23 protein-coding genes and 1 riboswitch are annotated in these 25,814 nt (G+C 61.8%); of the genes, 10 read left to right on the top strand and 13 right to left on the bottom strand.

Annotated features, from left to right (window positions below):
• Positions 1–51: 51 nt before the first annotated feature.
• The gene (locus AB5Y51_RS14460; protein WP_368178631.1) at positions 52–1,413 is read right to left on the bottom strand and encodes a sodium-dependent transporter; all 1,362 of its coding nucleotides are present in this window, start codon (positions 1,411–1,413) and stop codon (positions 52–54) included.
• A gap of 194 nt (positions 1,414–1,607) precedes the next feature.
• Positions 1,608–1,874, bottom strand: coding sequence for a DNA-binding transcriptional regulator (locus tag AB5Y51_RS14455; protein ID WP_010673503.1), 267 nt, complete (start codon positions 1,872–1,874; stop codon positions 1,608–1,610).
• A 258-nt stretch (positions 1,875–2,132) separates the two neighbouring features.
• On the opposite strand from AB5Y51_RS14455, the gene AB5Y51_RS14450 reads away from it, so the two are divergent.
• The 4 genes from AB5Y51_RS14450 (at position 2,133) to AB5Y51_RS14435 (ending at position 6,736) form a co-directional block, all read left to right on the top strand.
• Positions 2,133–2,720, top strand: a complete 588-nt coding sequence (locus AB5Y51_RS14450; protein WP_368178630.1) for a hypothetical protein — start codon at positions 2,133–2,135, stop codon at positions 2,718–2,720.
• Between the two features lie 305 nt (positions 2,721–3,025).
• Positions 3,026–4,045 (top strand): porin OmpA, encoded by a 1,020-nt coding sequence (gene ompA / locus AB5Y51_RS14445; protein WP_010673501.1) that lies wholly within the window; start codon positions 3,026–3,028, stop codon positions 4,043–4,045.
• 411 nt (positions 4,046–4,456) lie between these two features.
• On the top strand, positions 4,457–5,458 hold the full coding sequence (gene ompA / locus AB5Y51_RS14440) for a porin OmpA (RefSeq protein WP_039039303.1): 1,002 nt from the start codon (positions 4,457–4,459) through the stop codon (positions 5,456–5,458).
• 219 nt (positions 5,459–5,677) lie between these two features.
• Positions 5,678–6,736 carry an OmpA family protein gene (locus AB5Y51_RS14435; RefSeq protein ID WP_323882449.1) on the top strand — a complete coding sequence of 353 codons (1,059 nt, stop codon included), beginning with the start codon at positions 5,678–5,680 and terminating at the stop codon, positions 6,734–6,736.
• A gap of 74 nt (positions 6,737–6,810) precedes the next feature.
• Here the strand turns inward: AB5Y51_RS14435 and AB5Y51_RS14430 are convergent, their stop codons facing one another.
• Positions 6,811–8,505, bottom strand: coding sequence for an NAD-dependent malic enzyme (locus tag AB5Y51_RS14430; RefSeq protein ID WP_039039301.1), 1,695 nt, complete (start codon positions 8,503–8,505; stop codon positions 6,811–6,813).
• Positions 8,506–8,560: 55 nt separating this feature from the next.
• Positions 8,561–9,418, bottom strand: a complete 858-nt coding sequence (locus AB5Y51_RS14425; RefSeq protein ID WP_162726164.1) for an AraC family transcriptional regulator — start codon at positions 9,416–9,418, stop codon at positions 8,561–8,563.
• A gap of 120 nt (positions 9,419–9,538) precedes the next feature.
• Here AB5Y51_RS14425 and AB5Y51_RS14420 point away from each other — a divergent pair, with 120 nt between their 5' ends.
• Both AB5Y51_RS14420 and AB5Y51_RS14415 read left to right on the top strand, forming a co-directional pair.
• Positions 9,539–10,918: an MATE family efflux transporter gene (locus AB5Y51_RS14420; RefSeq protein ID WP_368178629.1), complete on the top strand. Its 1,380-nt coding sequence runs from the start codon at positions 9,539–9,541 to the stop codon at positions 10,916–10,918.
• Positions 10,919–11,069: 151 nt separating this feature from the next.
• Positions 11,070–11,318 carry a YciN family protein gene (locus tag AB5Y51_RS14415; protein WP_010673495.1) on the top strand — a complete coding sequence of 83 codons (249 nt, stop codon included), beginning with the start codon at positions 11,070–11,072 and terminating at the stop codon, positions 11,316–11,318.
• Between the two features lie 30 nt (positions 11,319–11,348).
• Here AB5Y51_RS14415 and AB5Y51_RS14410 read toward each other — a convergent pair whose 3' ends face one another.
• The gene (locus AB5Y51_RS14410; protein WP_277856129.1) at positions 11,349–12,488 is read right to left on the bottom strand and encodes a diguanylate cyclase; all 1,140 of its coding nucleotides are present in this window, start codon (positions 12,486–12,488) and stop codon (positions 11,349–11,351) included.
• Positions 12,489–12,730: 242 nt separating this feature from the next.
• On the opposite strand from AB5Y51_RS14410, the gene AB5Y51_RS14405 reads away from it, so the two are divergent.
• Positions 12,731–14,128, top strand: coding sequence for a nucleobase:cation symporter-2 family protein (locus AB5Y51_RS14405; RefSeq protein ID WP_368178628.1), 1,398 nt, complete (start codon positions 12,731–12,733; stop codon positions 14,126–14,128).
• A gap of 100 nt (positions 14,129–14,228) precedes the next feature.
• Positions 14,229–14,942 (top strand): protein ligase, encoded by a 714-nt coding sequence (locus AB5Y51_RS14400; protein ID WP_368178627.1) that lies wholly within the window; start codon positions 14,229–14,231, stop codon positions 14,940–14,942.
• Positions 14,943–15,143: 201 nt separating this feature from the next.
• On the opposite strand, the gene AB5Y51_RS14395 is transcribed toward AB5Y51_RS14400, so the two are convergent.
• The gene (locus tag AB5Y51_RS14395) at positions 15,144–16,520 is read right to left on the bottom strand and encodes an alanine/glycine:cation symporter family protein (protein ID WP_368178626.1); all 1,377 of its coding nucleotides are present in this window, start codon (positions 16,518–16,520) and stop codon (positions 15,144–15,146) included.
• Positions 16,521–16,770: 250 nt separating this feature from the next.
• Positions 16,771–16,881: riboswitch (glycine riboswitch) on the bottom strand.
• A gap of 506 nt (positions 16,882–17,387) precedes the next feature.
• Between AB5Y51_RS14395 and AB5Y51_RS14390 the strand changes: the two genes are divergently transcribed.
• A complete protein-coding gene (locus AB5Y51_RS14390; protein ID WP_010673490.1) occupies positions 17,388–18,536 on the top strand; it encodes a type III PLP-dependent enzyme in 1,149 nt (382 codons plus the stop codon).
• Between the two features lie 65 nt (positions 18,537–18,601).
• On the opposite strand, the gene AB5Y51_RS14385 is transcribed toward AB5Y51_RS14390, so the two are convergent.
• From AB5Y51_RS14385 to yfcD, 3 genes are all read right to left on the bottom strand, one after another.
• Positions 18,602–19,570 (bottom strand): calcium/sodium antiporter, encoded by a 969-nt coding sequence (locus AB5Y51_RS14385; RefSeq protein ID WP_368178625.1) that lies wholly within the window; start codon positions 19,568–19,570, stop codon positions 18,602–18,604.
• A gap of 124 nt (positions 19,571–19,694) precedes the next feature.
• Positions 19,695–20,165, bottom strand: a complete 471-nt coding sequence (locus AB5Y51_RS14380) for a peroxiredoxin (protein WP_139700541.1) — start codon at positions 20,163–20,165, stop codon at positions 19,695–19,697.
• A 112-nt stretch (positions 20,166–20,277) separates the two neighbouring features.
• Positions 20,278–20,808 carry an NUDIX hydrolase YfcD gene (gene yfcD, locus AB5Y51_RS14375; protein WP_368178624.1) on the bottom strand — a complete coding sequence of 177 codons (531 nt, stop codon included), beginning with the start codon at positions 20,806–20,808 and terminating at the stop codon, positions 20,278–20,280.
• 177 nt (positions 20,809–20,985) lie between these two features.
• Here yfcD and AB5Y51_RS14370 point away from each other — a divergent pair, with 177 nt between their 5' ends.
• The gene (locus AB5Y51_RS14370) at positions 20,986–21,201 is read left to right on the top strand and encodes a DUF1107 family protein (protein ID WP_010673486.1); all 216 of its coding nucleotides are present in this window, start codon (positions 20,986–20,988) and stop codon (positions 21,199–21,201) included.
• A gap of 95 nt (positions 21,202–21,296) precedes the next feature.
• On the opposite strand, the gene AB5Y51_RS14365 is transcribed toward AB5Y51_RS14370, so the two are convergent.
• From AB5Y51_RS14365 to AB5Y51_RS14350, 4 genes are all read right to left on the bottom strand, one after another.
• Complete coding sequence (locus tag AB5Y51_RS14365) at positions 21,297–22,040, bottom strand: amino acid ABC transporter ATP-binding protein (RefSeq protein ID WP_010673485.1); 744 nt, start codon at positions 22,038–22,040, stop codon at positions 21,297–21,299.
• A gap of 13 nt (positions 22,041–22,053) precedes the next feature.
• Positions 22,054–23,148: an amino acid ABC transporter permease gene (locus AB5Y51_RS14360; protein WP_266136562.1), complete on the bottom strand. Its 1,095-nt coding sequence runs from the start codon at positions 23,146–23,148 to the stop codon at positions 22,054–22,056.
• Between the two features lie 9 nt (positions 23,149–23,157).
• On the bottom strand, positions 23,158–24,345 hold the full coding sequence (locus AB5Y51_RS14355) for an amino acid ABC transporter permease (protein WP_368178623.1): 1,188 nt from the start codon (positions 24,343–24,345) through the stop codon (positions 23,158–23,160).
• Between the two features lie 62 nt (positions 24,346–24,407).
• Positions 24,408–25,427, bottom strand: coding sequence for an amino acid ABC transporter substrate-binding protein (locus tag AB5Y51_RS14350; RefSeq protein WP_010673482.1), 1,020 nt, complete (start codon positions 25,425–25,427; stop codon positions 24,408–24,410).
• Positions 25,428–25,814 lie beyond the last annotated feature (387 nt).

The raw sequence follows: 25,814 nt of genomic DNA, 5'->3' as shown, positions 1-25,814 counted from the left end.
AAAAGACAAAAAGAGCGCCAATAGGCGCTTTTTTGTTTCGGGCGACGCGCCTCAGAACAGCCCCAGCCCCTTGAGCATCACCACCAGGATCAGCAGCGGCGACACATAGCGGATGATGAAAAACAGGGGGCTGAGGATGGGCAGCACCAGCTTGCCTCCATTGGTCAGCGCCGTCGTCATCCGCTCGAATCCCCATACCCAGCCCACAAAGAGGCAGAGGAAGATGCCGCCAAGGGGCATCAGCACGTTGGAAGAGACGAAGTCGAACAGATCGAAGATGGTTTTCCCGCCAACCTGCACATCCGCCAGCGTGCTGCTCGAGAGCGCACAGGTCGAGCCGACCGCCCCCAGCACCAGCAGGTTGATCAGGGTCGCCCTTGTGCGGCTCATGTGAAAGCGCTCGGAGAGCACCGAGACCGGCACCTCCAGAATGGAGAGCATGGCCCCGGTGGCTGCAATGGCGGAGAGCACGAAGAAGAGCACCATGAAGAGGTGGCCGAAGGGGATGCTGGCAAAGACCGCGGGTATGGTGATGAACAGCAGGGAGGGGCCTGCGCTCGGCTCGAAGCCAAAGGCAAACACCGCCGGGAAGATGGCGATCCCCGCCAGCATGGAGACGAAGAGATCCGCGCACATCACCCGTACCGTGGTGAGAGGGATGTGCTGATCATCGCGAAAATAGCTGCCATAGGTCATCATGCAGCCCATCCCGATGGAGAGCTTGAAGAACGCCAGCCCCATGGCCGTCAGCACGACGCCTGCGGTCACCTTGGAGAAATCCGGCGAGAACAGGAAATGCAGTCCTTCGCTCGCCCCGGGCAGAGTCAGGCTGCGCACGCCTATCACCAGCAGCAGGATGAAGAGCAGTGGCATCAACCGCTTGGTGACCGCTTCGATCCCCCTGGAGACCCCCATCAGCAAGATCCCCCCCATCAGGGCCAGCACCAGCCACTGCCAGAGCAGACTCTGCAAGGGATCCGTGATGAGTGAATTGAAGGCAGCCCCCGTGACGGCAGGATCGGTGGAGAGGATCTCGCCGCTGGCCGCCTTGAAGATGTAGGCAAACACCCAGGCCGCCACCTCGGAGTAGAACGACATGATGAGGAAGGCCGCGCTCACCCCCATGGCGGCGATCAGCCACCAGGGTTGCCCCTTCGGGGCCAGCTTGATGAGCCCGCTGACCGCATCCGTCCTGGCCTCGCGCCCCAGCATGATCTCGGAGATCATCACCGGCAATCCCACCAGCAGGGTGGCGACGACATAGACCAGCAGAAAACCGGCGCCACCGTTCTCACCGGTCAGATAGGGAAACTTCCAGATATTGCCGAGCCCGACGGCAGACCCCAGGGTCGCGGCCAGCACGCCAAAGGTGCTGGTAAACCCATCTCTGGCTTTGGTAATGGATTGGCTCATCGTTGTCTCGCTGTGTGGATCACCGCCTGAATTAAAAGGGTCGGAGTGTTCCGTAGATTAATCCAGCCCGACAGAGGATTTAGTGAAAATCGCCGCTGGCCGCACACAACCCATTATTTAATTAAATAATTTTCCATTTTGACAAATAAAAAATGCCGCCTCGAGGGCGGCATTTTTATCAAGGTTGAACTGAATCAAGCCTTGGCAATATCGTCCGGACCGATCTGGCCGATTTCGGCGACTTTCTTGTCAGCCAGCAGCCAGAGGGTGAACTTGTGCAGATCGGGGTGGTGGGCCAGGGCAACCAGGAAGGCGCCTCCGACTTCACGGTAACCCAGTTCATAGTTCTTCAGGGTGGTTGGGGGGACGCCCAGCAGATCGGCAAACTTGGGACGGCTCAGGCCTACCGCTTCGCGGATCTGACGGATCTTCTTGCCAACAGTTACGATATTTGAATTCATGTGTTCCATACTCCGTTCGGCGGATTGACTCCACCTTTATTTTTCGCGACGACTCGTAGTCAAGTGTATCAGTTTTGAACGGACTCGTTATGGTCGAGCCTCTATCTATAATCAGCGTCTTTCGACGACAACCCTTCACAAACCTCGGGGATGGTAATCGCTGCGTCGCCTCAGGTAAACAGTCTCGAAAAGAAACCTTTCTTGTTGCCCGGCCATCCCTCGTATAATTCGCCGGTTATTTCCAAGAGAGTCATCAACATGGCATTTCCCGGCATCATTTCCCGTCTTCATTCCGACCCGGACTCCCTCCCCCGTCAGCTCGCCCAGGGTCTGCAGACCCGGGCCGAAGCGTTCTGGCTGCCCATGGCCATGCAGGGGGACGCCGCCACCGTGCTGGCGGCCCTCCCGGACAGCTGCAGCCTCTATCTTGAAGGCCAGACGACGCTTCCCCTGCGCAGCCACGACGGCGTCGTGGCAGAAAACGGCACCCTGGCACTGGGCAATGGTCACACGATGACGCTGGCCAGGGAGAAAGGCGATGGCGGCATCGTGCCGGAAGAAAGCCTCGCCGAGATGGCCCAATGGCTGGAAGCGGGTCATCGGCACTTCATCTGCTCCACCGCCGTCAAGCCCGTGGCGCGGGCCATCCTCAACATCTGGCCTCTCGATCCCTACCTCGCCCGTCACTTCTTGCTCAGTTTCACACCCTTGCTGTGCGAAGCAACCGAGGCGGACTATCTTGCAGTCCTCTCGGTCAGGGCGGGTGACGCCACCCCGCGGCACGCTTGGGCTGAGGCTTATATGAAGCTTGAGAAGAAACTGCATCGCGCCTACTTGGATCACTAATAAATCCCAAGAAACAGCCAGTTATCCCTACGACACAATTTGCCCCATCCCTTATCTGTGAGCTTGATCATGTTTTGAAATGGGCATAAAGTGCGCCACGTCATCGGAATGACGTCGGCTGTTCGTGGCGGTGTATGCATTGTCGACAGTGCAACCCGCGCACTTGTGCACCCAGATACGTGCCTCCTGGATGGATCTAGGATCCCTGTTCGCACCAACGTCGTTGGTCGACAGAGCCAGCAGCTTACATAAATTACAAAGTGCGAAGCACGTGAACAACGTGCCATCTCAACGAGGATTATTTTATGATGAAAATGGCTCCTTCCCTGATCGCCATCGCTATGGCCACCATGGGTGCAACTGCAGCTCACGCCGCTGACGACATCTACTTCGGCGCCGGTGTTGGTGCAACTCACTTCAACGGTCTGAACAAGATCGAAGGCGTGAACGTTGGCGAAGAAGATGCGGCTGCTGCCAATGCCTTCGTTGGTTACAACTTCAACGAATACTTCGGTTCCGAGCTGGGCTACCAGTACACCGGCCGTGGCAACACCGACGGCAACCGTTACGAGAGCCAGGGTGCCACCCTGTCCGGTATCGCCCGTCTGCCGCTGGGCAACGATTTCTCCCTGTTCGGTGAAGCTGGCGCCTACTGGGGCCACACCGACGGTCTGGGTACCAGCGATACCAAAGTATCCCCGCTGGCCGGTGCCGGTGTGACCTACAAGGTCAACGACGCGCTGGATCTGCAAGCTCGCTACCGCTACATGTGGGACGTGGCTGACCTGCACGCCGACAACGTACGCTACAAGTCCAACCAGAGCGTTGCGACCCTGGAAGCCGTTTACCACCCGTTCCGTACTTCCTACGTAGCGCCTGCTCCGGCCCCGGTTGTTGAAGAAGCACCGGCCCCGGCTCCGCAAATCGTTGAGAAGAACTTCGCCCTGAACTCCGACGTGCTGTTCGCCTTTGGCAAAGACAGCCTGAAGGCCGAAGGTGTGCAAGCCCTGAACGCTCTGTACCAGCAAATCGTTGAGTTCCAGCCGAAAGACGGCAACGCCGTTGTTGTTGGTTACACCGACCGTATCGGTTCCGACGCTTACAACCAGAAGCTGTCTGAAGCTCGTGCCCGCACCGTTGCCAACTTCCTGGTCAGCAAGGGTATGGCTGCCAGCAAGGTTGCCATCGAAGGTCGCGGTGAAGCCAACCCGGTCACCGGCACCAAGTGTGACGGCGTCAAGGCCAAGGCTCAGCTGATCTCCTGCCTGGCTCCGGACCGTCGCGTAGAAGTTCGCGTATCCGGCGTACAAGAAGTTCAAAAGTAATCTGACTTCGCTCAGGTAACGTAAAAAAGGGGATGCCACGGCATCCCCTTTTACTGTCTCTCTCCTCCCCCCAGCGACACTCTCTGTCTCACCTTTCTCCCCTTTACCCCCGTATTGCGGCCCCGCGACACCGGTGTCGGCGCTGCATATCTGTGCAGAAACTTGATCACGCTGATTCAAAAGAATACAGTAGCAACGCTTGTAAGACATTGGATGAACTATTAAAAGTGCTTAGTGCCCGGTTAGTTGTCCATGGAGAAACAGCTTCATGAGAATCCAGGTTTCCATCCATTTTTTATTCAAGCCGTCCGTGATCCGCTCACGGTGTCGCACATGAAGTGTCATCTGCGACCGGTATAACAAAGAGTGCGCAGTACGCCCATAGCACGGCAACTCAACGAGGATAAAACGATGAAAATGAAAATGGCACCAACCCTGATTGCTCTGGCCATTGCAGCCATGGGAACCACCACCGCTCAGGCGGCCGACGACTGGTACACGGGTATGGGTGCAGGTTGGGCCTATGGCCACGACCTGGATACCTTCGGCCAGGATGCTGACAAGGACGCCACCGCGCTCTCCCTGTTCGGCGGTTACAACTTCACCGAGAACTTTGCCGCCGAGCTCGGCTATCTCTATGCCGGCAAGGCTGGCGTCGATGGCGTCGACTTCAAGACCCAGGGTGCCACCCTGTCCGGTATCGCACGCCTGCCCATGAATGACATCTTCTCCGTCTTCGCCGAAGGGGGTGCCTACTTCAACCACGTCAACGGCAACGGCCAGAGCGACAACGGCACCTCGCCGCTGGCGGGTCTGGGTCTGACTGCCAAGCTCTCCGACCTTATCGACCTGCAGGCCCGCTACCGCTACATGTGGGATCTGGGTGACGATCAGAAAACCTGGAAAACCGACATGAGCGTCGCCACCCTGGAACTGGTGATGCACCCGAACCGCACCACCTATGTGGCACCGGCCCCGGCACCGGCTCCCGAGCCGGTTCCCGAGCCCGTCATGGTCGACAAGAACTTCTCCCTGAGCTCGGACGTGCTGTTTGCCTTCGGCAAATCCACCCTGAAGCCGGAAGGGGCTGCTGCGCTCAACACCCTGTATCAGCAGATCGTCGACGTCCAGCCGAAAGATGGCAGCGCCGTGGTGGTGGGTTACACCGACCGCATCGGCTCCGATGCCTACAACCTGAAGCTGTCTGAAGCCCGTGCCCGCACCGTGGCCGACTTCCTGGTTGGCAAGGGTCTACCGGCTGGCAAGGTTTCCATCGAAGGTCGTGGTGAAGCCAACCCGGTCACCGGCACCCAGTGTGACGGCATCAAGGCCAAGGCTCAGCTGATCGCCTGCCTGGCACCGGATCGCCGCGTCGAAGTGCGCGTCACCGGCGTACAGGAAGTGCAGCAATAAGGGGACAACCACCTGTTGCAAAAAGGGGCCATTCCGGCCCCTTTTTTAATGCCCGGACGGCACCGCCAGCGCGGGCAGCCCACCTGCCTGTCTCACCGATTTTCCATACAGATGCGTCACTTAAATGGTTAATGCGCTCACATCGCCTATACATAATGTTGGCTATACATAGCAAAGGGCTGGGAGCCCTATAACACCCAACATCGACGAGGATACGCGATGAACATAAGACTGAAACCTGTGTGGATTGCATTGGCATTGGCGACGAGTGCCGCCCAGGCGGCACCTGTTCACGACTGGTATGTGGGGGCTGGGGGTGGCTGGGCCTTTGCCCATGACATCGATGATTTCAGCCAGGGTGTCGGCAAGGACGCGACCGCCATCAACGCCTTTGTCGGCTACAACTACAACGAGAACCTGGGGACCGAACTCGGTTACCTCTCCACCGGTGACTGGGATATCGCCGGCCAGGACTTCAACAGCAAGGGGGCCACCCTGTCGGTCATTGGCCGTTTGCCCTTGGGGGACATCTTCTCTGTCTTTGCCGAAGGGGGCGGTTATCTCTATCACGTCGACTCCGTCAACGGGGGAGATGACAACCTGGCTCCCCTGGCGGGTCTGGGACTGACCGCCAGACTGAGCGACTGGGTAGACATCCAGACCCGCTACCGCTACATGGTGCGAGTCGGGGACGATCCTGACAACGACAAGGTGGGCAGCGGTACCAAACGCTGGGTCAGCGACATCAGTACCGCCACCATCGAGCTGGTGCTTCACCCCAATCGCACCGTCGCCGCAGTGCCGGTGGCCGCGCCTCTGGTCGTGGCACCGCCGCCCCCGGCTCCCGAGCCGGTGGATCAGACCTTCAACCTGAGTTCGGATGTGCTGTTTGCCTTTGGCAAGGCGGAGCTCAAACCGGAGGGGATGCAGGCACTCGACGCCCTCTACCAGCAGATCGTCGACGTCAAACCCAAGGATGGCAACGCCATGGTGATGGGCTACACCGATCGCATCGGCTCGGATGCCAACAACCAGGCACTGTCGGAGGCCCGTGCAAGCACGGTCGCCAACTTCCTGATTGGCAAGGGGCTGCCCGCCGACAAGGTGAGCATCCAGGGCAATGGCGAGAGCAACCCGGTCACCGGCACCCAGTGTGATGCCATCAAGGCCAGGGCCGCCCTCATCGACTGCCTGGCCCCGGATCGCCGGGTCGAAATCCGGGTCACCGGCGTCAGCAATCCCGCCGAGTCCGCCCCCACCGAGCAACCGGCACAATAACCTCCTCTTCCTTCACCGCCGTGCACAAAAAAGGGATGCCGAGGCATCCCTTCTGCATGTCTGTCCCCTTGGGATCAGAAGGAAGTACGACGATAGCGGCGGTACTCGGGGCGCCAGAAGTTCGCCTCGATGGCCTGATCGATCACATCATCGGGGGTCTGCACCGCCTTGCCCTGCAACATGGCGGTCTTGGCCACCATCTTGGCGATGTAGCGGGAGACCTGATGGATGTCCGCCAGATCCGGCAGCAAGGAACCCTCTTCCCCCTTCACCAGGGGTGAACAATCCGCCAGGGCACGGCTGGCCGACATCAGCATGGCATCGGTCACCCGGTTGGCACCGGAGGCGATCACCCCAAGGCCGATCCCCGGGAAGATGAAGGAGTTGTTGCACTGGGCGATGACGTAACGCTTGCCCTTGTACTCCACCGGTGCGAACGGGCTGCCGGTGGCGACCAGCACCTGGCCGTCGGTCCAGCGAATGAGATCCGCCGGGGTGGCTTCCACCCGGGAAGTGGGGTTGGAGAGCGGGAAGATGATGGGACGGGCACAGTGCTTGTGCATGGTCTTGACCACCTCTTCGGTAAACAGACCCGGCTGGCCGGAGACCCCGATCAGGATGTCCGGGCGACCGTGCTCCATCACCTCCAGCAGGGAGATGTTGTCCCCCACCGGCCACTCCTTGATCCGCTCGACCGGCTGGGAGAGTTTGCGCTGGAAGTCGAGCTGGTTGGGGATCTTGTCGGTGATGAGACCGAACCGGTCCACCATGAAGACCCGGCCCCGCGCCTCGGCGTCGGTCAGCCCTTCGGCCTTCATCTGCGCCACGATCTGCTCGGCGATGCCACACCCGGCACTGCCCGCCCCGAGGAAGGCGACCCGCTTCTCGGAGAGCTTGGCACCGGAGGCCTTGCAGGCGGCGATGAGGCTGCCCAGGGTCACCGCGGCGGTCCCCTGAATGTCATCGTTGAAGCAGCACAGCTCATCCTTGTAGCGGTTGAGCAGCGGGGTGGCATTGCCCTGGGCGAAATCCTCGAACTGCAGCAGGATGTCCGGCCAGCGGCGCTTGACCGCCTGGATGAAGGCATCGACGAACTCGTCATACTCTTCGCCGGAGATGCGCGGATGGCGCCACCCCATGTAGAAGGGGTCGTTCAGCAACTGCTGGTTGTTGGTGCCCACATCCAGCACCACCGGCAGGCAGTAGGCCGGGGAGATGCCGCCACAGGCGGTGTAGAGGGAGAGCTTGCCGATGGGAATGCCCATGCCGCCGATGCCCTGATCCCCGAGGCCCAGGATGCGTTCGCCGTCGGTGACCACGATCACCTTGACGTTCTGCTTGGTGGCGTTTTGCAGCATGTCATCGATCCTGTCCTTGTCCGGATAGGAGATGAAGAGGCCGCGAGCACGACGATAGATGTTGGAGAACTCCTCGCACGCCTTGCCGACCGTCGGGGTGTAGATGACCGGCAGCATTTCGGTGAGGTGGTTGTTCAGCAGGCGGTAGAAGAGCGTTTCGTTGGTATCCTGGATGTTGCGCAAATAGATGTGCTTGTCCATGTCGTTGCCAAACGCCATGAACTGGCGATAGGCACGCTCTGCCTGCTCTTCGATGGTTTCGATGTTCTGGGGCAGCAGACCCTCCAGATTGAAGCTGCTGCGTTCTTCGCTGGTGAAGGCGCTGCCCTTGTTGAGCAACGGCGTCTCCAGCAGGGCTGGACCTGCGTAGGGAATGTAGAGGGGACGTTTCTGATTATTATCTTCAAACATGGATCTGTACCTTGACTGTGTGGCCCGTCGATCCTATGGGCTTGAGCCAACAATTTCAAAGGGTTTGCACCTCCCTTGCGAAAGGTTTGCGACCCAGTCGACGAAAGGCCCCCGGAGTCTGACCCGTCAGGCGGCGAAAACGGTTGGCAAAGTTGGCGCCGTCGCTGTATCCGACCCGGGCCGCCAGCTCGGCCAGCGGCCAGTTGGTGTAGAGCAGCAACTGGCGCGCCTTGTTCATGCGAAGCCCGGTGAGCCAGGCCATGGGGCCCATGCCGAACACCTGCTGGCAGAGCCGGTGCAGATGGGGCACCGAGCAGGCCATCTGGTCGGCCAGCAGGGCCACGCTCCAGGGCTCGTCCAGACGTGCCTCCACCCGCCGAAACAGCGCCTGCAGCCGCAGCTCCGGCGTGCCGCGCACCTCCCCCTGCAGGGTTCGCTCCAAGAGCGCCAGCAGCAGGCTCAGCAGCTGGGGCTGGAGTGGCGAACGTATTCCCTCCCCCTGCATCAGGCTGAGCAGATGGTAGAGTTGCTCCCCCTCCTCTCCCTGCCAGATGCGATGGCCAAGCCGGTGCAGATGCTGCCAGCGCGGCACGTCGTCCAGCAGGATCCAACTGGTATGCCAGGCTTCCCCCACCAGCCTGAGGCCCCCCGGCACGGCGGCCGGGAGAAAGACCAGGGCTCCCGCCGGGATGGGCTGCTCCCCGCCATCGGTGAGCAGGGCGCCCCCCTCGTCATGGCTCACCATCAGGATGTGAAACTCCGGTCGGTTGCGGCGGATAAGGTAGTGCTCCCGTATCGTCGAGAGACCGGTCAGGAAGACGCCCGCCTCCCCAAGCAGGGGCAGCCCTTCGCGTCCCAGCATCCGCTCTTCGCAGGCCGGGGCGATTTCCAGACACTCGTTGATAAATGGCATAGCACCTCAACAGGATAGTTTTGCACAAGAAAGCCGAGAGGGGCTCACAGTGAAGCCTCCCGACACCCCCCCTATCATACCCACGACAAACCCTGATTTTTACCAACCCGGTTAACATAAATGAATTATTGGCAAGCGATTTTAAAACAAACCACCGATCGCGAGTTCATGACGCGACTGTGGCGACTGGCCCTGCCGGTTTCGCTGCAATCCATGATGTTCTCCCTGCTCGGCCTCATCGACATCATGATGGTGAGCCAGCTCGGCACCACGGCTGTGGCGGCGGTCGGCTTGGGCAACCGGGTCTTCTTCTTCAATCTGCTGGTGATAGCGGGGCTCTCGGGCGGGGTCTCGGTGTTGGCGGCACAATATTTCGGCCGTGGCGAGATGGCCGGGGTGCGCCGCTCCCTGGCCCTGGCCCTGGTGGGCGCCCTGGCGGTGAGCCTGCCCTTTGCCCTCGTCTATGTGCTCTCACCGGGCAGCGTGCTCGGGTTTGCCAGCCAGGAGCCCGCGCTGCGCGAGCTGGCCGACGAGTTCCTGATGATCACCGGCGCCACCATCCTCTGCACCGCCGTGGTGGTGCCCCTGGAGTCGGCCCTGCGCTCGGTGGGCAATGCCGCGGCGCCGACCCGCATCGGCATCATCGCCATCATCGCCAACGTCATCCTCAACTATGCCCTCATCTTCGGCCATTTCGGCGCCGACGCCATGGGAGTAGCCGGTTCCGCCTGGGGCACCACCCTTTCGCGCCTGCTCCAGACCGCGCTGCTGCTTGCCTATGTGTGGCGTGCCGAGCCCCGTCTCATCCCGCGCAAGCAAGACTGGCTCGCCGCCTTCAGGCGCAAGGAGGTGGTGCGCTTCACCCTGATCGCCCTGCCGCTGTTGCTGCACGACGGGCTCTGGGCCTTCGGCATGCTGCTCTACGGCTTCCTCTACGCGCACCTCGGCACCGACGCCCTGGCCATCATGACCACCCTCGGCACGCTGGAGAGCATCCTCATCTCCCTCTTCTTCGGGCTGGCGGTGGCCTGCTCCACCCTGCTCGGTCACCGGCTCGGGGCAGAGGAGTATGACGAGGCCTGGCAGCACTCCCAGCTCTTCCTGCTGCTGGCCCCCGTCGGCGCCCTGCTGGTGGGGACCGCCGTCTGGCTGATGCAGGGCAGCCTGCTGCAATGGGTCGGCAACCTGCCGGGCGAGCTGATGGCGGAGGCCGGCCAGGTGCTCGCCATCATGTGCCTCGGCATGCTGCTCAAGGTGTTCAACATGGTGGGGATCGTCGGGGTGCTGCGCTCGGGGGGGGACGTCAACTACAGCATCTTCATCGACATCGTCGGCATGTGGTGCATCGGCCTGCCGCTGGCCTGGGTGGCGGTCAGCCTGCTGGGCTGGCCCCTCTCCTGGGTGGTGGCCGTGGTCCTGCTGGAGGAGCTCTCCAAGGTGCTGCTGGTGCAGCGCCGCATTCGCCAGCGCCGCTGGCTGCGCAATCTGGTGCTGGGATAAGGGAAGAGCGCAAAGCGGGAAAATGCGGGGTCATATCAATGACAGAAAATCCCGCTTTGCAGTATGCTGGCCCCCTCTTCAATCAGAGGCGGGGTGCGCCGGCCATGCCGACCCTGGTGCCCCTGCCCAGTAGTCGTTTAAGGAGACGAGCATGCAACCACAAAAAGAGCGGATCACCGAGACTGCCCTGCTGGAGATGGCCAACAAGATCATTCGTGAACACGAGGACTTCATCCACGGCATGCGCGCCGACTCGGTGGAGCAGAAGGGGGACATTCTGGTGTTCAAGGGGGAGTTCTTCCTGGCAGAGGACGGCACCCCGACCGGCAAGACCATGGCGGTGTTCAACATGTTCAAGCTGCTGGCCCAGCAGCTCTCCGGCAAATACACCCTGGCCTGACGCCAGCCCCGTCATCACCGGATGCCGCCCTCAGGCGGCATCCGTTTTTGTGCGCCCTGCATCGCCCGCGGGTTTCCCTGCCTCGGCCACCACGCAGTTGCGACCCGCCATCTTGGCCATGTAGAGGCACTCGTCCGCCCGGTTGAGCAGCACCTCCACCCCCTCGCCACGCTGGGCCAGGGTCAGACCGATGCTCACCGTCACCTCCAGCAGCTCGTCGGAGGTGGGGCTTTTCACCAACCTCGCCTCCACCGCGACCCGCAGCCGCTCCGCCACCCGCTTGGCCTGTGCCAGATCCGTGCAACCGGGCAACAGGATGGCAAACTCCTCCCCGCCGTAACGCCCGAGCACCATGCCGGGCTCCAGCTGCTCCGACAGGGTGGCCGCCACCTCCTTGAGCACCGCATCCCCCGCCAGATGGCCGAAGGTGTCGTTGATGCGCTTGAAGCGGTCCAGATCCAGCAGCAGCACCGCGAAGGGGGCCTGTTTACGGATCATGGCGGCCCTCGCCTTCTCGAGCTGCTTCATCAGCAGGCGGCGGTTCATCATGCCGGTCAGCTCGTCCGTGGTGGATTCCCGATAGAGTTGCAGCAGCATGTTGAGCTGGCCGCACTGCACCCAGGCGCTGGCGATGGCAAAGAGCCCCAGCAGCCAGACCTGGTTGAGGGTCTGCACGCTCCAGAGAGGCTGGCCCACCAGCAGCCAGTTGCCCGCCAGCATGGTGGCCAGAATGCCCCCCGCCAGTTGCAGGCTGAGGGAGAGGGGAATGGGGAAGATGGCGAACAGACTGATGAGCAGATAGGGGAAGGCCATGTAGCCCGCCTGCATCTCCTGATCCGCGCCGAAGCTGTGCAGGCAGATGAGGGAGAAGAGCATCATCACCGCCATCAGGTAGCCCAGCGCCAGCTTCATGCGCTCGCGCTTGAAGTGGATGAGATAGGAGAGGGGGATGAGGGGCGAAAGGGCCAGCAGGCAGAAGATCCTGACCTGGAACAGCGCCTCGAACTGGATGGCTGGCAGGGTCAGCCAGTCCACCAGAGCCCAGCTCGGGAGCCCCGCCATCAGCAGACAGGTGAGCAGCCGCAGCCGCACCGTCATGAAGCCCATCCGGGTCAGGGTAAAATCTTCGGAGTGGGCGCGGGCACTCCAGAACTCCGACAGCTTCAGCATCCAGAGTCTCCATCTTCGAACCGAGGGCTCATTCTACACCGTCCCCATCCTGATGCATCAGCCTCCCTCCCCTTTGTGAGGGATCGGTCTCACACAAACCGGCGGATCTTAATCGCCACAGGAAAACGTTTCAACCCATCAGGAAATAAACGAGTTTGCGCTCAATTAGCGCTGGAAAGCGCGATACCAATCACTAAAATAGCGCCCAATTTTCTCCCCTCCCCCACACATTCGAGGTATTTATGGAACAGGCTGCCGCCCCAAGCGCCATCCGAGAGGCCCATCCCCCCAGGCGAACCCACAGCGAACTGGTCTACGGCATCGAGGATGTCCCACCCTTGCCCCAGACCCTGTTCGCCGCCCTGCAGCATATGCTCGCCATGTTTGTCGCCATCATCACCCCGCCCCTCATCATCGCCAATGCCCTCGGCCTCCCCGCCGACGACACCCGCTACATCGTCTCCATGTCCCTGGTCATGTCCGGCATCGCCTCCTTCATCCAGACCCGCCGTTTCGGCCCCCTCGGTTCCGGCCTGCTCTCGGTACAGGGCACCAGCTTCAACTTCCTCGGTCCCATCATCGCCTCCGGCCTCGCCCTCAAGCAGGCGGCCATGCCCACCGAGGATCTGCTGGGCACCCTGTTCGGCACCATGCTGGCAGCGGCCCTCACCATCGTCGTCATGAGCCGCTTCCTGCACCTGGTCAAACGGATCATCACCCCGCTGGTGACCGGCATTGTGGTATTGCTCATCGGCCTGACCCTCATCAAGGTAGGGCTCATCAGCATGGGGGGCGGCTATGGCGCCCTGGCGGACGGCAGCTTCGCCAGCCACACCAACCTCTTTCTCTCCCTGCTGGTGCTCGGCCTCATCGTGCTGATGCAGCGCAGTCGCAACCCCTGGCTGCGCCTCTCCGCCATCATGATCGCCATGCTGGCGGGCTATGCGGTGGCACTGCTGCTGGGCAAAGTGAGCGCCCCCACCTTCGACGGCCCCCTGCTGATGGTCCCTGTTCCGCTCCACTACGGACTCGGCTTTGACTGGCAGCTGTTCGTGCCGCTCGCCATCATCTTCGTGGTGACGGCGCTGGAGGCCATCGGCGACATGACCGCCACCTCCGACATCTCCGGCGAGCCGCTGGAAGGGCCGGTCTACATGGCGCGGATCAAGGGGGGCGTGCTGGCCGACGGCGCCAACTCCATGCTGGCGGCGGTCTTCTCCACCTTCCCCATGTCCACCTTCGCCCAGAACAACGGCGTCATCCAGCTGACCGGGGTGGCCAGCCGCCATGTCGGCCTCTTCATCGCCGCCATGCTGGCCCTGCTCGGCCTGTTCCCGGCGGTGGCGAGCCTGGTGCAACAAATACCTGAACCCGTGCTCGGCGGCGCCACCATCGTCATGTTCGGCACCATCGCCGCCGCCGGGGTGCGCATCATCTCCCAGGAGGAGCTGGACCGCCGCGCCCTGATGATCCTGGCGGTGTCGCTCGCCATGGGTCTCGGAGTGGCCCAGGTGCCCGAGGTGCTGCAACACCTGCCGGAGCTGGCCAGGAGCGTGCTCTCCTACGGCGTCGCCACCGGCGGCCTCACCGCCATCCTGCTCAATCTGCTGCTGCCCAGGCGCGCCGCCCCCCGGGCCTGAGGCCCCGCCATCCTTGCACCAAAGCCCCGCCACGCGGGGCTTTACCTTGTTTGCCCCCGCGCGTACTGTGCTTGGCAGCCTCTGCCAAAGGATGCCTTTCATGCCTTATACCCTGCTGCCCCCGCCGCCCGCCCACCAGACACCCGACCAGATCCTGGCCGAGGAGCAGCGCTGGCTGCGGGAGTGCGCCGGTGACGGCGAGCCCAGAGCCCTCCTCTGGCAGGGCCCCCAATGCCTCATCATCACCCGCAAGGACACCCGTTTGCCCCGCTACCAGGCCGCCTGCGAGCAGCTTGCTGCCGAGGGCTGGCCGGTGTTCGTGCGCGACAGTGGCGGCACCGCCGTGCCCCACGGCGCCGGCATCCTCAACCTCTCCCTCATGCTGCCTCGCACCACCCAGGATCTCGCTCATTATTACCGGCTGCTGGGGGCGCCCCTGCTCGCCCTGCTGGAGGAATACGGCCTTGCGGGCAGCTACGACTTCGTGCCCGGCTCGTTTTGCGACGGCCAGTACAACCTGGTGATCGGAGGGCGCAAGGTGACCGGCACCGCCCAGCGCTGGCTGGCGCCGGGCCGGGATCACGACGGCGCCGTGCTGGCCCAGGCCATGCTGCTGGTGGCGGGGGATGTGGACGAGGGCACCCGGATGGCGAGCCGCTTCTACGAACTGGCCGGGGGCGAGCTGCGCTTTGCTCCGGGCACCTCCACCACACTGGCCCACGCCATTGGCTGGCAGGGGGATGAGGCGGCCCTGGTGAGCCGGGTGAGCGAAGCGCTGGCGCAGCGGCTTACCGGAGATATTCCCTCCCCCTGACCCCCTGGGGGCAACAAGCGCCGCCATTTATTGCGTAAAATGCAAAAAAGCCACGATGAGCGTCGTAGCTTTTGCGTATTTCGCACAGATGTTGTCAGAGGAGCCGGGATCAAGCTGCGGGTTTTGCCATCCCAGCCCGGATCCCGGTTGACGCCATGGACAGGGACCCGGTGACAGGACTTCCCGCAGGCCCGCTTCTCATCAGGCCGTCTGCGGCTCGGGCTCGGATTCCGTATCCCGGTCCCGGCTGAAGTAGGCGCGGGTCTCGGCAATCACCACGTGGCGCAGGCCGATGAGGCCGATGAGGTTGGGCACCGCCATCAGGCCGTTGACGATGTCCGCCAAGAGCCAGATCAGGTCCAGATGGAGGAAGGCACCGCTCGCCACCAGCACCAGATAGATGAGGCGGTAGGGTTTGATCGCCTTCACCCCGAACAGGTACTCGGTGCAGCGCTCGCCGTAGTAGTTCCAGCCAAGGATGGTGGTAAAGGCGAAGAACAGGAGGCCGATGCTCACCAGATACTGGCCCACATGGGCATCCAGCCCCTGGGCAAAGGCCAGACTGGTCATGGCCGCACCGCTCGCATCGCCGCTCCACACCCCGGTCACCACCAGCGTCAGACCGGTCATGGTGCAGATGATGAGGGTGTCGATGAAGGTGCCGGTCATGGAGACCAGCCCCTGCTCCACGCAGGAATCGGTCTTGGCCGCCGCCGCCGCGATGGGGGCCGAGCCCAGCCCCGACTCGTTGGAGAAGACCCCGCGCGCCACCCCGGACTGGATCGCCAGCATGATGCCGGCGCCGACGAAGCCGCCGGTGGCCGCATGGCCGGTGAAGGCGCTTCCGATCACCAGCATGACCGCATCGGGCAGGGCGCCTGCATTGTTCACCAGCACCCCGGCACAGGCGACGATGTAGAAGATGGCCATGAAAGGCACCACCTTGCTCGACACGCTGGAGATGGACTGGATACCCCCCAGGGTCACCAGCGCCACGATCAGGGTCAGCACCACGGCGGTCACTTCACGGGGTACCGAGAAGGAGAGGCTCATGGCATCACTGATGGCGTTGACCTGGGGGAAGGTACCGATGCCGAAGAAGGCGACGCCGATGCCGAACAGGGCAAACAGCTTGGCGAGCGGCCTGGAGCCGAGCCCCTTCTCCAGATAGTACATGGGGCCACCCGCCATCTGGCCGTTGGCGTCCTGCTGGCGATATTTCACCGCCAGCAGGCACTCGGCGTACTTGGTGGCCATGCCGAACAGGGCAGCCATCCACATCCAGAACAGGGCGCCCGGGCCCCCCAGCTTGATGGCGGTGGCGACCCCGACGATGTTGCCGGTGCCGATGGTGGCGGAGAGGGCGGTGCACAGGGCACCAAAGCTGGAGACATCCCCCTGCTTGCCCTGCCCCTGATCGCGGCCAAAGACCAGCTTGAGGGCCAGCGGCAAGCGCACTACCTGAAGCAGACCCAGACGCCAGGTGAGATAGATACCGGTCCCGACCAGCAGGATCAGCAGGGGGGGACCCCAGATAAAGCTATCGATGGCGGCGAGCGCCGATTGAATTGATGACATGCATCCTCCTTAAAAAACAACGATTAAGGAGGAGAAGGATGATCTTCCCATAGGTGTCGCGATCAACCAGAGGCGATCGGATGCGGGCCAAAAACGTGTTCACACTCTTGCTGCGAGGTCGTGATCAAGGCTCATGCGCGACTCGGAATCCTCACGTATGTCTATACGCTCCGGTTCCTGCGCTGCTCTTTACCTTGCTGACGACCTCTCGTGACAGACCGTGAACAGTTTCAAGCTCAGGTACAACCATCCCATCCCCTCTGTCCTTTTGCCTGAGAGTTTCCGGCGCCAGATTGCGATGCAATCACGGTGCCTTGCTCCTTCGGCGCCCGATTCAACGGGTCTCTCCAGAGTATCGTCCAGTAGCAGTCCACACCGGTTGCCCGGTACCTGAAAGATTCACTTCTTCGGTGGATGGTTGCCCATCGCTCTCCTGCTACCTTCATCCGAACTAGTTTGGATCAGGAAGCGGGCATGGTAATCCAAAAAATGTGAGCTGTCTCGCACTCCCTGGCCCCGGCGCCCCCTTTTTACCTGGCCGCAACCCCCAGGCCTGATGTTATTAGTTCGTTAACTATCAACAGCTTATCAAGCTCCCTTCGGAGGTGCTCCCCATCACGGCCCTGATCGCTCCCCGTATCAAGAGCCTGTTTCGTCTCGACCAGAAAAACTTGCCGACATATCCAATCAAAATGCTTGCACACAAACTCAATAAGCCGATAATCCCGCGCATAACTAAGCACTTTGCAAGGGAGTTATGCAATGTGCCTGGTGGGTCCCTCCGGACCGCTCGCCTGAGCCGGCCGTCGCCGGTTCAATCGCATATGGCTTGGGCATATCACGCCCCCTAAGGACTATCAAAAGAGAATGAACGAGACCCTGGTCGCACAAGATTACCGTCAGTTGGTTGAACAATTCGGCTCCCCCCTGCTGCTGCTCGACAAGGCAGCCGTCCGCAAACAGTATCGGGCCCTGGCGGCCGCCCTGCCCGATGTGCGCTTGCATTATGCACTCAAGCCCCTGCCCCACGAGGCGGTGGTCTCTGTCTTGAAGGAAGAGGGGGCCTGTTTCGATCTGGCCACCAATGGCGAAGTGGATCTGGTGCGCAGCCAAGGGGTTCGCCCGGGACGCTGCATCCATACCCATCCCATCAAGCGTGACAGCGACATCCGTTATGCCCTGGAATTCGGCTGTACCGTGTTTGTCTATGACAACCCGCTGGAGCTGGAAAAGTTCCTGCCCTACAAGGATGAAGTGAAACTGCTGCTGCGGGTCAGCTTCCCGAACCCCGAGACCAAGGTCGATCTTTCCAAGAAGTTCGGCTGCACCCCGGAGCAGGCACTGCCGTTGCTGCAACTGGCCCAGGCCAAGGGGATCAAGGTGATGGGGCTGTCGTTCCACGTCGGCTCCCAGGTGCCCCACGCCCGTCGCCACGTGCAGGCCATCGACGCCTGCCGCGAGATCATGGAGCAGGCCTGGGAGCTCGGGCTCAAGCCCTGGGTGCTGGACATCGGCGGCGGCTTCCCGGTGGACTATGACGGTGGCGAGTTCGACATCGACGGTTTCTGCGCCCCGATCCGCGAAGCCCTGGCCAAGCTGCCCGCCACGGTGCAGAAGATTGCCGAGCCGGGCCGCTTCATCAGTGCGCCGGCCATGACCTCGGTCTCCAGCGTGATGGGCAAGGCCCACCGCGGCGACAAGATCTGGTACTACCTGGATGACGGTCTCTACGGCAGCTACAACGGCCAGCTCTACGACCACGTCACCTACCCGGTGAGCACGCCCTATGCCCACGGCGAACTGCACAATGCGGTGCTCTCCGGGCCCACCTGCGACAGCGTGGACGTCATCCGCGACAGCATCATGCTGCCGGATCTCGAGATCGGCGAGCTGGTGGTGGGTCGGGTGATGGGGGCCTACACCTGGGCCTCCGCGTCCACCTTCAACTTCTTCCCCAAGGCGAGCATCCTGATCCTGGACAGCGCCCAGAAGCAGAAGCTGGTTGCCGTGGCCTGAGACTAGGCCCCGCGCACAAAAAAGAGGGGACGCCGCGGCGTCCCCTCTTTCATTTCATCACCAGACTAGATGAACTGGCTCGTCAGCAGCCAGCCGGTGTAGGCGACGAAGCAGGCGAGCAGCACGCCCCCCTCCAGCCGGTTGATGCGCCCCTGCCCCTTGCGGCCCAGACACATCACCAGCAGCAACAGGGTCAGTCCCATCATGATGCTCCAGTCGCGGGAAAGCACTTCGGGCGCCACCTCGAGCGGGTGGATGCCGGCGGCGATGCCCACCACGGCCAGGGTGTTGAACAGGTTGGAACCCAGCACGTTGCCAAGGGCCAGATCGTGCTCGTTCTTGCGAATGGCGATGAGGGACGATGCCAGCTCCGGCAGGGAGGTCCCCACCGCGACTATGGTCAGGCCAATCACCAGATCGCTGATGCCAAAGCCCTGGGCGATGGTCACCGCCCCCCACACCAGCAGACGGGAAGCCCCGATCAACAACACCAGGCCGACGATGAGCCAGAGGATGGCGCTCTTGAGAGACATGCCCTCGGAGACGATGTCCTTCTCGGTATCTGTATCCAGCGCATCCCCCTTGCCGTTCATGCCGGCCCAGATGGACCAGCCCATCAGCACTGCGAACACGGCCCCCAGAATGGCGGCATCCATCCGGCCCAGATGGCCATCGATGAGCAGGGCGCCGGAGAGCAGGGTGATGCCGAGCAGGATGGGGATCTCCTTGCGCACCACCTGGGAGGCGACGGCGATGGGGCTGATCAGGGCGGTCAGACCCAGGATCAGGGCAATATTGGTGATGTTGGAACCATAGGCATTGCCGAGCGCGAGCCCGGGATTGCCCTGGGAGGCCGCCAGCGCGGAGACCACCATCTCGGGGGCCGAGGTACCAAAACCGATGATCACCATGCCGATCAGCAGCGGCGGCATACCGGCGTAACGGGCGGTGGCGGCGGCGCCGTCCACGAACTTGTCGGCACTCCAGACCAGCAACGCCAGTCCGGCAATCAGGGCAACAAAAGCCAGGGTCATATTGTTCTATCTCATCCACGGCAAACACGAGAGCCAGGCAAGTTGCCTGGCTCCATCCAAACGCGGCCTCAGTGTAACGGGGCCGCTTGCTATTTCAAGGTGTAATCAAACACCGATTAATCTTTCACAGCGCCGCCAGCAGGCTCTGGGCATCCGACACCTCGAACTTGCCTGGCGCCTCCACGAAGAGCCGCTCCACCACACCATCGTTGGCGATGAGGGCAAAACGCTGGGCCCGCACGCCGCCGAAGGCCCCGGTCTCCTTGGCCAGACCCAGTGCCCGGGTCCAGCTGCCGTCACCGTCCGCCAGCATGGTGATGGCAGAGGCGTTCTGGGCCTCTTGCCACGCCTTCATCACGAAGGCGTCGTTGACCGACAGACAGCACAGTTCCACCCCCTTGGCCTTGAACTGATCGGCCAGCACCACGTAGCCCGGCAGGTGAGCGTTGGAGCAGGTGGGGGTGAAGGCGCCGGGCACCGCAAAGAGCACCACCCGCTTGTCGGCAAACAGGGCCTGGGTATCCTTCACCTGCTTGCCCTCGGCGGTGATAAAGGTAAATTCCCCTGCGGGCAGGGATTGACCGACCGTGATCATGATGACGCATCCTTCTGTGGTTCAAAGAGGCCCAGTCTACCCCATTCCACCAGAAGGCGAAGGGGTCCATCGAGCAGCAACAAAGCGATCGGGGAGCGAACGCCTGTCGCCCCTATTTCTGGCCTGATGGCAGGCGCCTTGCCTGCCAGGTGGCGATGGCGAGCAGGGAGTCGGGCGTGAACTCGTCCGCCCGATCGGCTATCTCGCCCAGGCTCATCCAGTGCACCTCGCTCACCTCTTCGGCCTGCAGTTGCAGCGGCCCCTGATAGTGACAGCTGAACAAGCCGCCCCAGACCCGGTAGCGGCTGCCCCTCGCCTCCCCTTCGGCATAGAAGGTGCCGTAATCCTGCAGGGGCACGTCGCGGATCCCCAGCTCCTCGGCCAGCTCACGCCGGGCGGAAAGGGCCATGGCCTCCCCCGTGGTCACCACGCCACCGGCGCAGGCATCCAGCATGCCGGGGCAAAAATCCTTGCTCGGGGTGCGCCGCTGCACCAGGATGCGCTCAGCCTCATCCAGCACCAGGATGTAGCTGGCACGATGGCGCAGGTTTTCCTGACGCACCCTGGCGCGCTCGGCCACCCCGATCACCCTGTCCTGCTCGTCAACTATGTCCACCCACTCCACGTGCGGCACCTTTGTCATGTCTGCAATGGCCGCAGTATATCGGGCCCCGGACCCGGACTCTCACTACTTTTTCAACGCCGGAGCTGCACGCCAGCCGATCACAAGACAGATTCATACAAATCTTTATCAAGTGTCACATCAGTGTCACGGTCCGTCGGCATAGTGTGCCCTGTCCAAACAACAGGGTCTCTTGCCATGAAGGTGTTCAAGCAGTGGTCTCCCCGTCGAATTGCTCGCTATATCAAGAGCTTCCATCATGGAAGTTTCATGGTTGAAGCACTGGGGCGGTTTGAGTTTCAAGGGGGGATCATCGATGTGAAGCCGTTGAGCTGTCATCAGGCGCTGAGCCTGGCCCGGCAGATCAACCTGGCCGTGCGCGATCTGCGCACCACCACCCTGTTGCCGGGCTGACATACTCCTTTCTGTCTGTCGTCGACTTCCATGTACACATTTGCCCGCCGCTCATTCGAGCGTGCGGGCTGTTTTTCTGAAGGTTGTGCCCTGCCTCAGTGCTGCAGGATCTGGGAGAGGAAGAGCTTGGTCCGATCGGACTGGGGGTTGTCAAAGAACTGATCCGGCACGTTCTCTTCGATGATTTGCCCCCGGTCCATGAAGATCACCCTGTCCGCCACCTGCTTGGCAAACCCCATCTCGTGGGTGACGCAGAGCATGGTCATCCCCTCGTGGGCCAGCTCCACCATCACATCCAGCACCTCCCGCACCATCTCGGGATCCAACGCAGACGTCGGCTCGTCAAACAGCATGACCTGGGGATTCATGCACAGACTGCGGGCGATGGCGACCCGCTGCTGCTGGCCACCGGAGAGCTGCCCCGGATACTTGAGCGCCTGTTCGGGGATCCGCACCCGGCGCAGGAAGTTCATGGCAATCTCCTCGGCCTCCTTGCGCGGCAACTGCTTGACCCAAATGGGCGCCAGGCAACAGTTCTCCAGCACGGTCAGATGGGGGAAGAGGTTGAAGTGCTGGAACACCATGCCCACCTCCCGGCGCACCGTCTCGATGTTCTTGAGATCCGAGGTCAGGGCCGTGCCCTTGACCAGGATGTCTCCGCTCTGGTGCTCTTCCAGCCGGTTGATGCAGCGGATCATGGTGGACTTGCCCGACCCCGATGGCCCGCAGATGACGATCTTCTCCCCTCTGCCCACCTGCAGGTTGATGTTGCGCAGCACGTGAAACTCACCGTACCACTTGTTGACCTCTTTCAGTTCGACAACTGCGTCCGTTTTCATATCAGAACGACTCCTAATGCTTGTGGCCCGTGTTGAGTTTGCGCTCCAGATAGATGGAGTAGCGGGACATGCCAAAACAGAACATCCAGAAGATCATGGCGATAAAGACATAAGCTTCGGTGGAATACCCCAGCCAGGCCGGATCCGCCAGGGCCACCTTGGAGATGGCCAGCAGATCGAACAGCCCGATGATCAGCACCAGGCTGGTGTCCTTGAACAGGGAAATAAAGGTGTTCACCAGGGAAGGAATGGTGATCTTGAGGGCCTGGGGCATGATGATGAGGCCCATCACCTTCCAGTAGGAGAGCCCCAGGGCATCCCCCGCCTCATATTGCCCCTTGGGGATCGCCTGCAGCCCCCCTCTCACCACCTCGGCCACATAGGCCGCCTGGAACAGGATGATGCCGATGAGCGCCCGCAGCAGCTTGTCGAGCTCCACCTCGGTACTCATGAACAGTGGCAGCATGACGGACGCCATGAAGAGCACAGTAATGAGCGGCACCGCCCGCCAGAACTCGATGTAGACGGTACAGAGGCTGGAGATGACCGGCATGTGGGAGCGACGCCCCAGTGCCAGCAGGATGCCGAACGGCAGTGCGACCACTATGCCCACCACCGCCAGCACCAGGGTGAGCATCAGCCCGCCCCAGCGGTTCGTTTCCACCACCTCCAGCCCCGCTCCCCCATGGATGAGGAAGAAGGCGATGACAGGGAACACCAGCAGGGTGAAGAGCGCCAGCCACCCCTTGCGCGGGGTCTTTGGCCAGATGAGCAAGGCCAGCAGCGCCGCCAGACCGGCGAAGGTCAGGTTGATGCGCCAGTACTGATCGGCCGGGTAGAAGCCATAGAGATACTGCCCCAGCCGGCTCTCGATGAAGATCCAGCAGGCACCGCCCTGGACGCAGGCCTCGCGGTTGCTCCCCTGCCAGGTGGCCGAGAACAGCGCCCAGTCCAGTGCAGACCAGATGAGTGGCAGCAGCAGATAGGCCAGCACCAGGGTCAGCAGGCCGTTCCACCAGTTGGGGAAGAGGTTCTGCCTGATCCAGGCGAGCGGCCCCCGACGGTGGTTGGGAGGCGGCAGCGCCTCCTGCAATTCATTCACGAACATGACAGCTCCCTAGCGCTCAACCAGCGCCATTCTGCGGTTGTAGATGTTCATCAGCACCGAGGTGGTGATACTGATGACGAGATAGACCCCCATGGTCATGGCGATGACCTCGATGGCCTGCCCTGTCTGGTTGAGAGTCGTCCCCATGAACACCGAGACCAGATCCGGGTAGCCGATGGCGGTCGCCAGGGAGGAGTTCTTGGTGAGGTTCAGATACTGGCTGGTCAAGGGAGGAATGATGACCCGCATGGCCTGGGGAATGATCACCAGCCGCAGCGTCTTGGTGGGCGAGAGCCCGAGGGCGGAAGCCGCCTCCGTCTGCCCCTTGCTGATGGCCAGGATGCCGGATCGCACTATCTCGGCGATGAAGGCCGCCGTATAGATGGTGAGCGCCAGCAAGAGGGCCGCGAGCTCCGGCAGCACCGTCAGCCCCCCCCGGAAGTTGAACCCTTGCAGCGCAGGCACGCTCCAGCTGAGCGGGCTGCCCGCCAGCAGGAAGGTGATCCCCGGGAGCAAAATGACCAGGGCGGCCACACAGCGCCAGAACGGGAAGATCCTGCCGGTCAGGGCCTGACGGCGGCGAGCCCAGCGGCCCAACCCCCAGCTCAGCAGCACCGCCAGCACCAGTGCCCAGAGCACGTAGCCGAATCCCTCTTCGAACAGGGGCTTGGGCAGATAGAAGCCCCGCACGTTGAGGAAGGCGAGCCCGCCAATATCCACGCTCTGACGCGGGGAAGGCAGGGTACGCAGCACCGAGAAGTACCAGAAGAAGATCTGCAGCAGCAGCGGGATGTTGCGAAACGTCTCTATGTAGACGGCCGCTATCTTGGCCACCAGCCAGTTGCGCGACAGGCGCGCGACCCCGAGTGCGAACCCGAGCAGGGTGGCAAACAGGATGCCGAGCACGGAGACCAGCAGGGTGTTGAGCAGGCCCACCACGAAGGTGCGACCAAAGGTATAGGTCTCGTCGTAGGGGATGAGGCTCTGCAAGATGCCGAAACCGGCCGTGTTGCCCAGAAAATCAAAGCCTGTGGTGATGCCACGGGTGGCCAGATTGGTCAGGGCATTGTTGACGATATAGAACAGAAACCCGATAACCGCCGCGATGGCCAGGCACTGGAAGAACAGCGCCCGCACCTTGGCGTCATACCACCAGCGGCCCTGTTCTTTCCTATGGTTTGATGCGTGTAACGCCATGAGGATGACTCCGACAAAGCCAGGGATAACATGGGGGGCCAGGCCCCCCGGTGACTGTCGACTCAGCGGATGGGTGGCGCGTACATCAGACCGCCCTTGTTCCAGAGGGCATTGATGCCGCGATCAATCTTGAGGGGGGAGCCGGCACCGACGTTGCGATCGAAGGATTCACCGTAGTTGCCGACCTGTTTGACGATGTTGTAGGCCCATTTGTCATCCAGCCCCAGCACAGTCCCTTTGGGCTCTTCCAGCCCCAGCAGACGACGGATGTCAGGGTTGGTGGACTTGAGCATCTCGTCCACGTTGGCAGAGGTGACCCCGGCCTCCTCGGCATTGAGCATGGCGTTGAGGCTCCAGCGCACCACCTTGAACCACTGATCGTCACCCTGACGCACGGCTGGGCCCAGCGGCTCCTTGGAGATGACCTCCGGCAGCACCACGGCTTCCTCTGGCTTGGTGAGCTTGATCTTGAGGGCATAGAGCTGGGACTGATCCGAGGTCAGCACGTCACAGCGGCCAGCTTCGAAGCCCTTGACGGTCTGATCCGAGGTATCGAACACCACTGGGGTGTACTTCATGCCGCCATTGGCGCGGAAATAGTCAGCCAGGTTGAGCTCGGTGGTGGTGCCGGACTGGATACAGACGGCGGCACCGTCAAGCTCCTTGGCGCTCTTGACCCCGAGGGACTGCTTGACCAGGAACCCCTGCCCGTCGTAATAATTCACCCCTGCGAACGTGAGGCCCAACGACCCATCCCGGGTCAGGGTCCAGGTGGTGTTGCGCGATAGCAGGTCCACCTCCCCGGACTGCAGGGCGGTAAAGCGCTCCTTGGCGGTGAGGGAGACATACTTGACCTTGCTGGCGTCCCCCAGTACCGCGGCGGCCACGGCGCGGCACACGTCCACGTCGAGCCCGGTCCAGGTACCCTTGGCATCCGGGTTGGAGAACCCGGGCAGGCCGTCACCGACCCCGCACTGCACGAATCCCTTCTTCTTGACGGCATCCAGCGTACCGTCCGCCCACGCATTGGCTGCCATCAGCGACAGCGCCATCACCATACCTGCCTTGTGTATCTGCTTCATGTCACTCTTCCCTGTGGTTTGATTCGAACAGGCATCAAAATCTAGCGAGATGCCATCGTTTCCCTGCTTTTTGGCAGCTTATCCAGCCGCAGAAAAACCTGTCAATCGGTGCAATCCGGCCCAACCATGGTGCAACAGAACAAAATATCTAAACGGGGGAATATGCACTCTCAGAATCAAAAGTAGACCCTTATTTGCCAAATAGCCTGCTGCTTAAAACCCTTCTTGGCATGAGGATTATTTTTCGAAAATAAATCGGCCGCACCGCATTGGGGCAGCCATTTCTGCTGACAACTGACTCATCAGATTCGGTTTTATACCAAAAGCACCAGAGTGAGGCAGCATGACCCCATATGGAAAAATGGCAATAACAGGCAGGGAAAAGCA

Source organism: Aeromonas sp. R7-1 (genome assembly GCF_040908115.1).
In the GTDB taxonomy this organism is placed as follows: domain Bacteria; phylum Pseudomonadota; class Gammaproteobacteria; order Enterobacterales; family Aeromonadaceae; genus Aeromonas; species Aeromonas caviae.
This window is presented reverse-complemented; position numbering and strand designations above follow the sequence as displayed.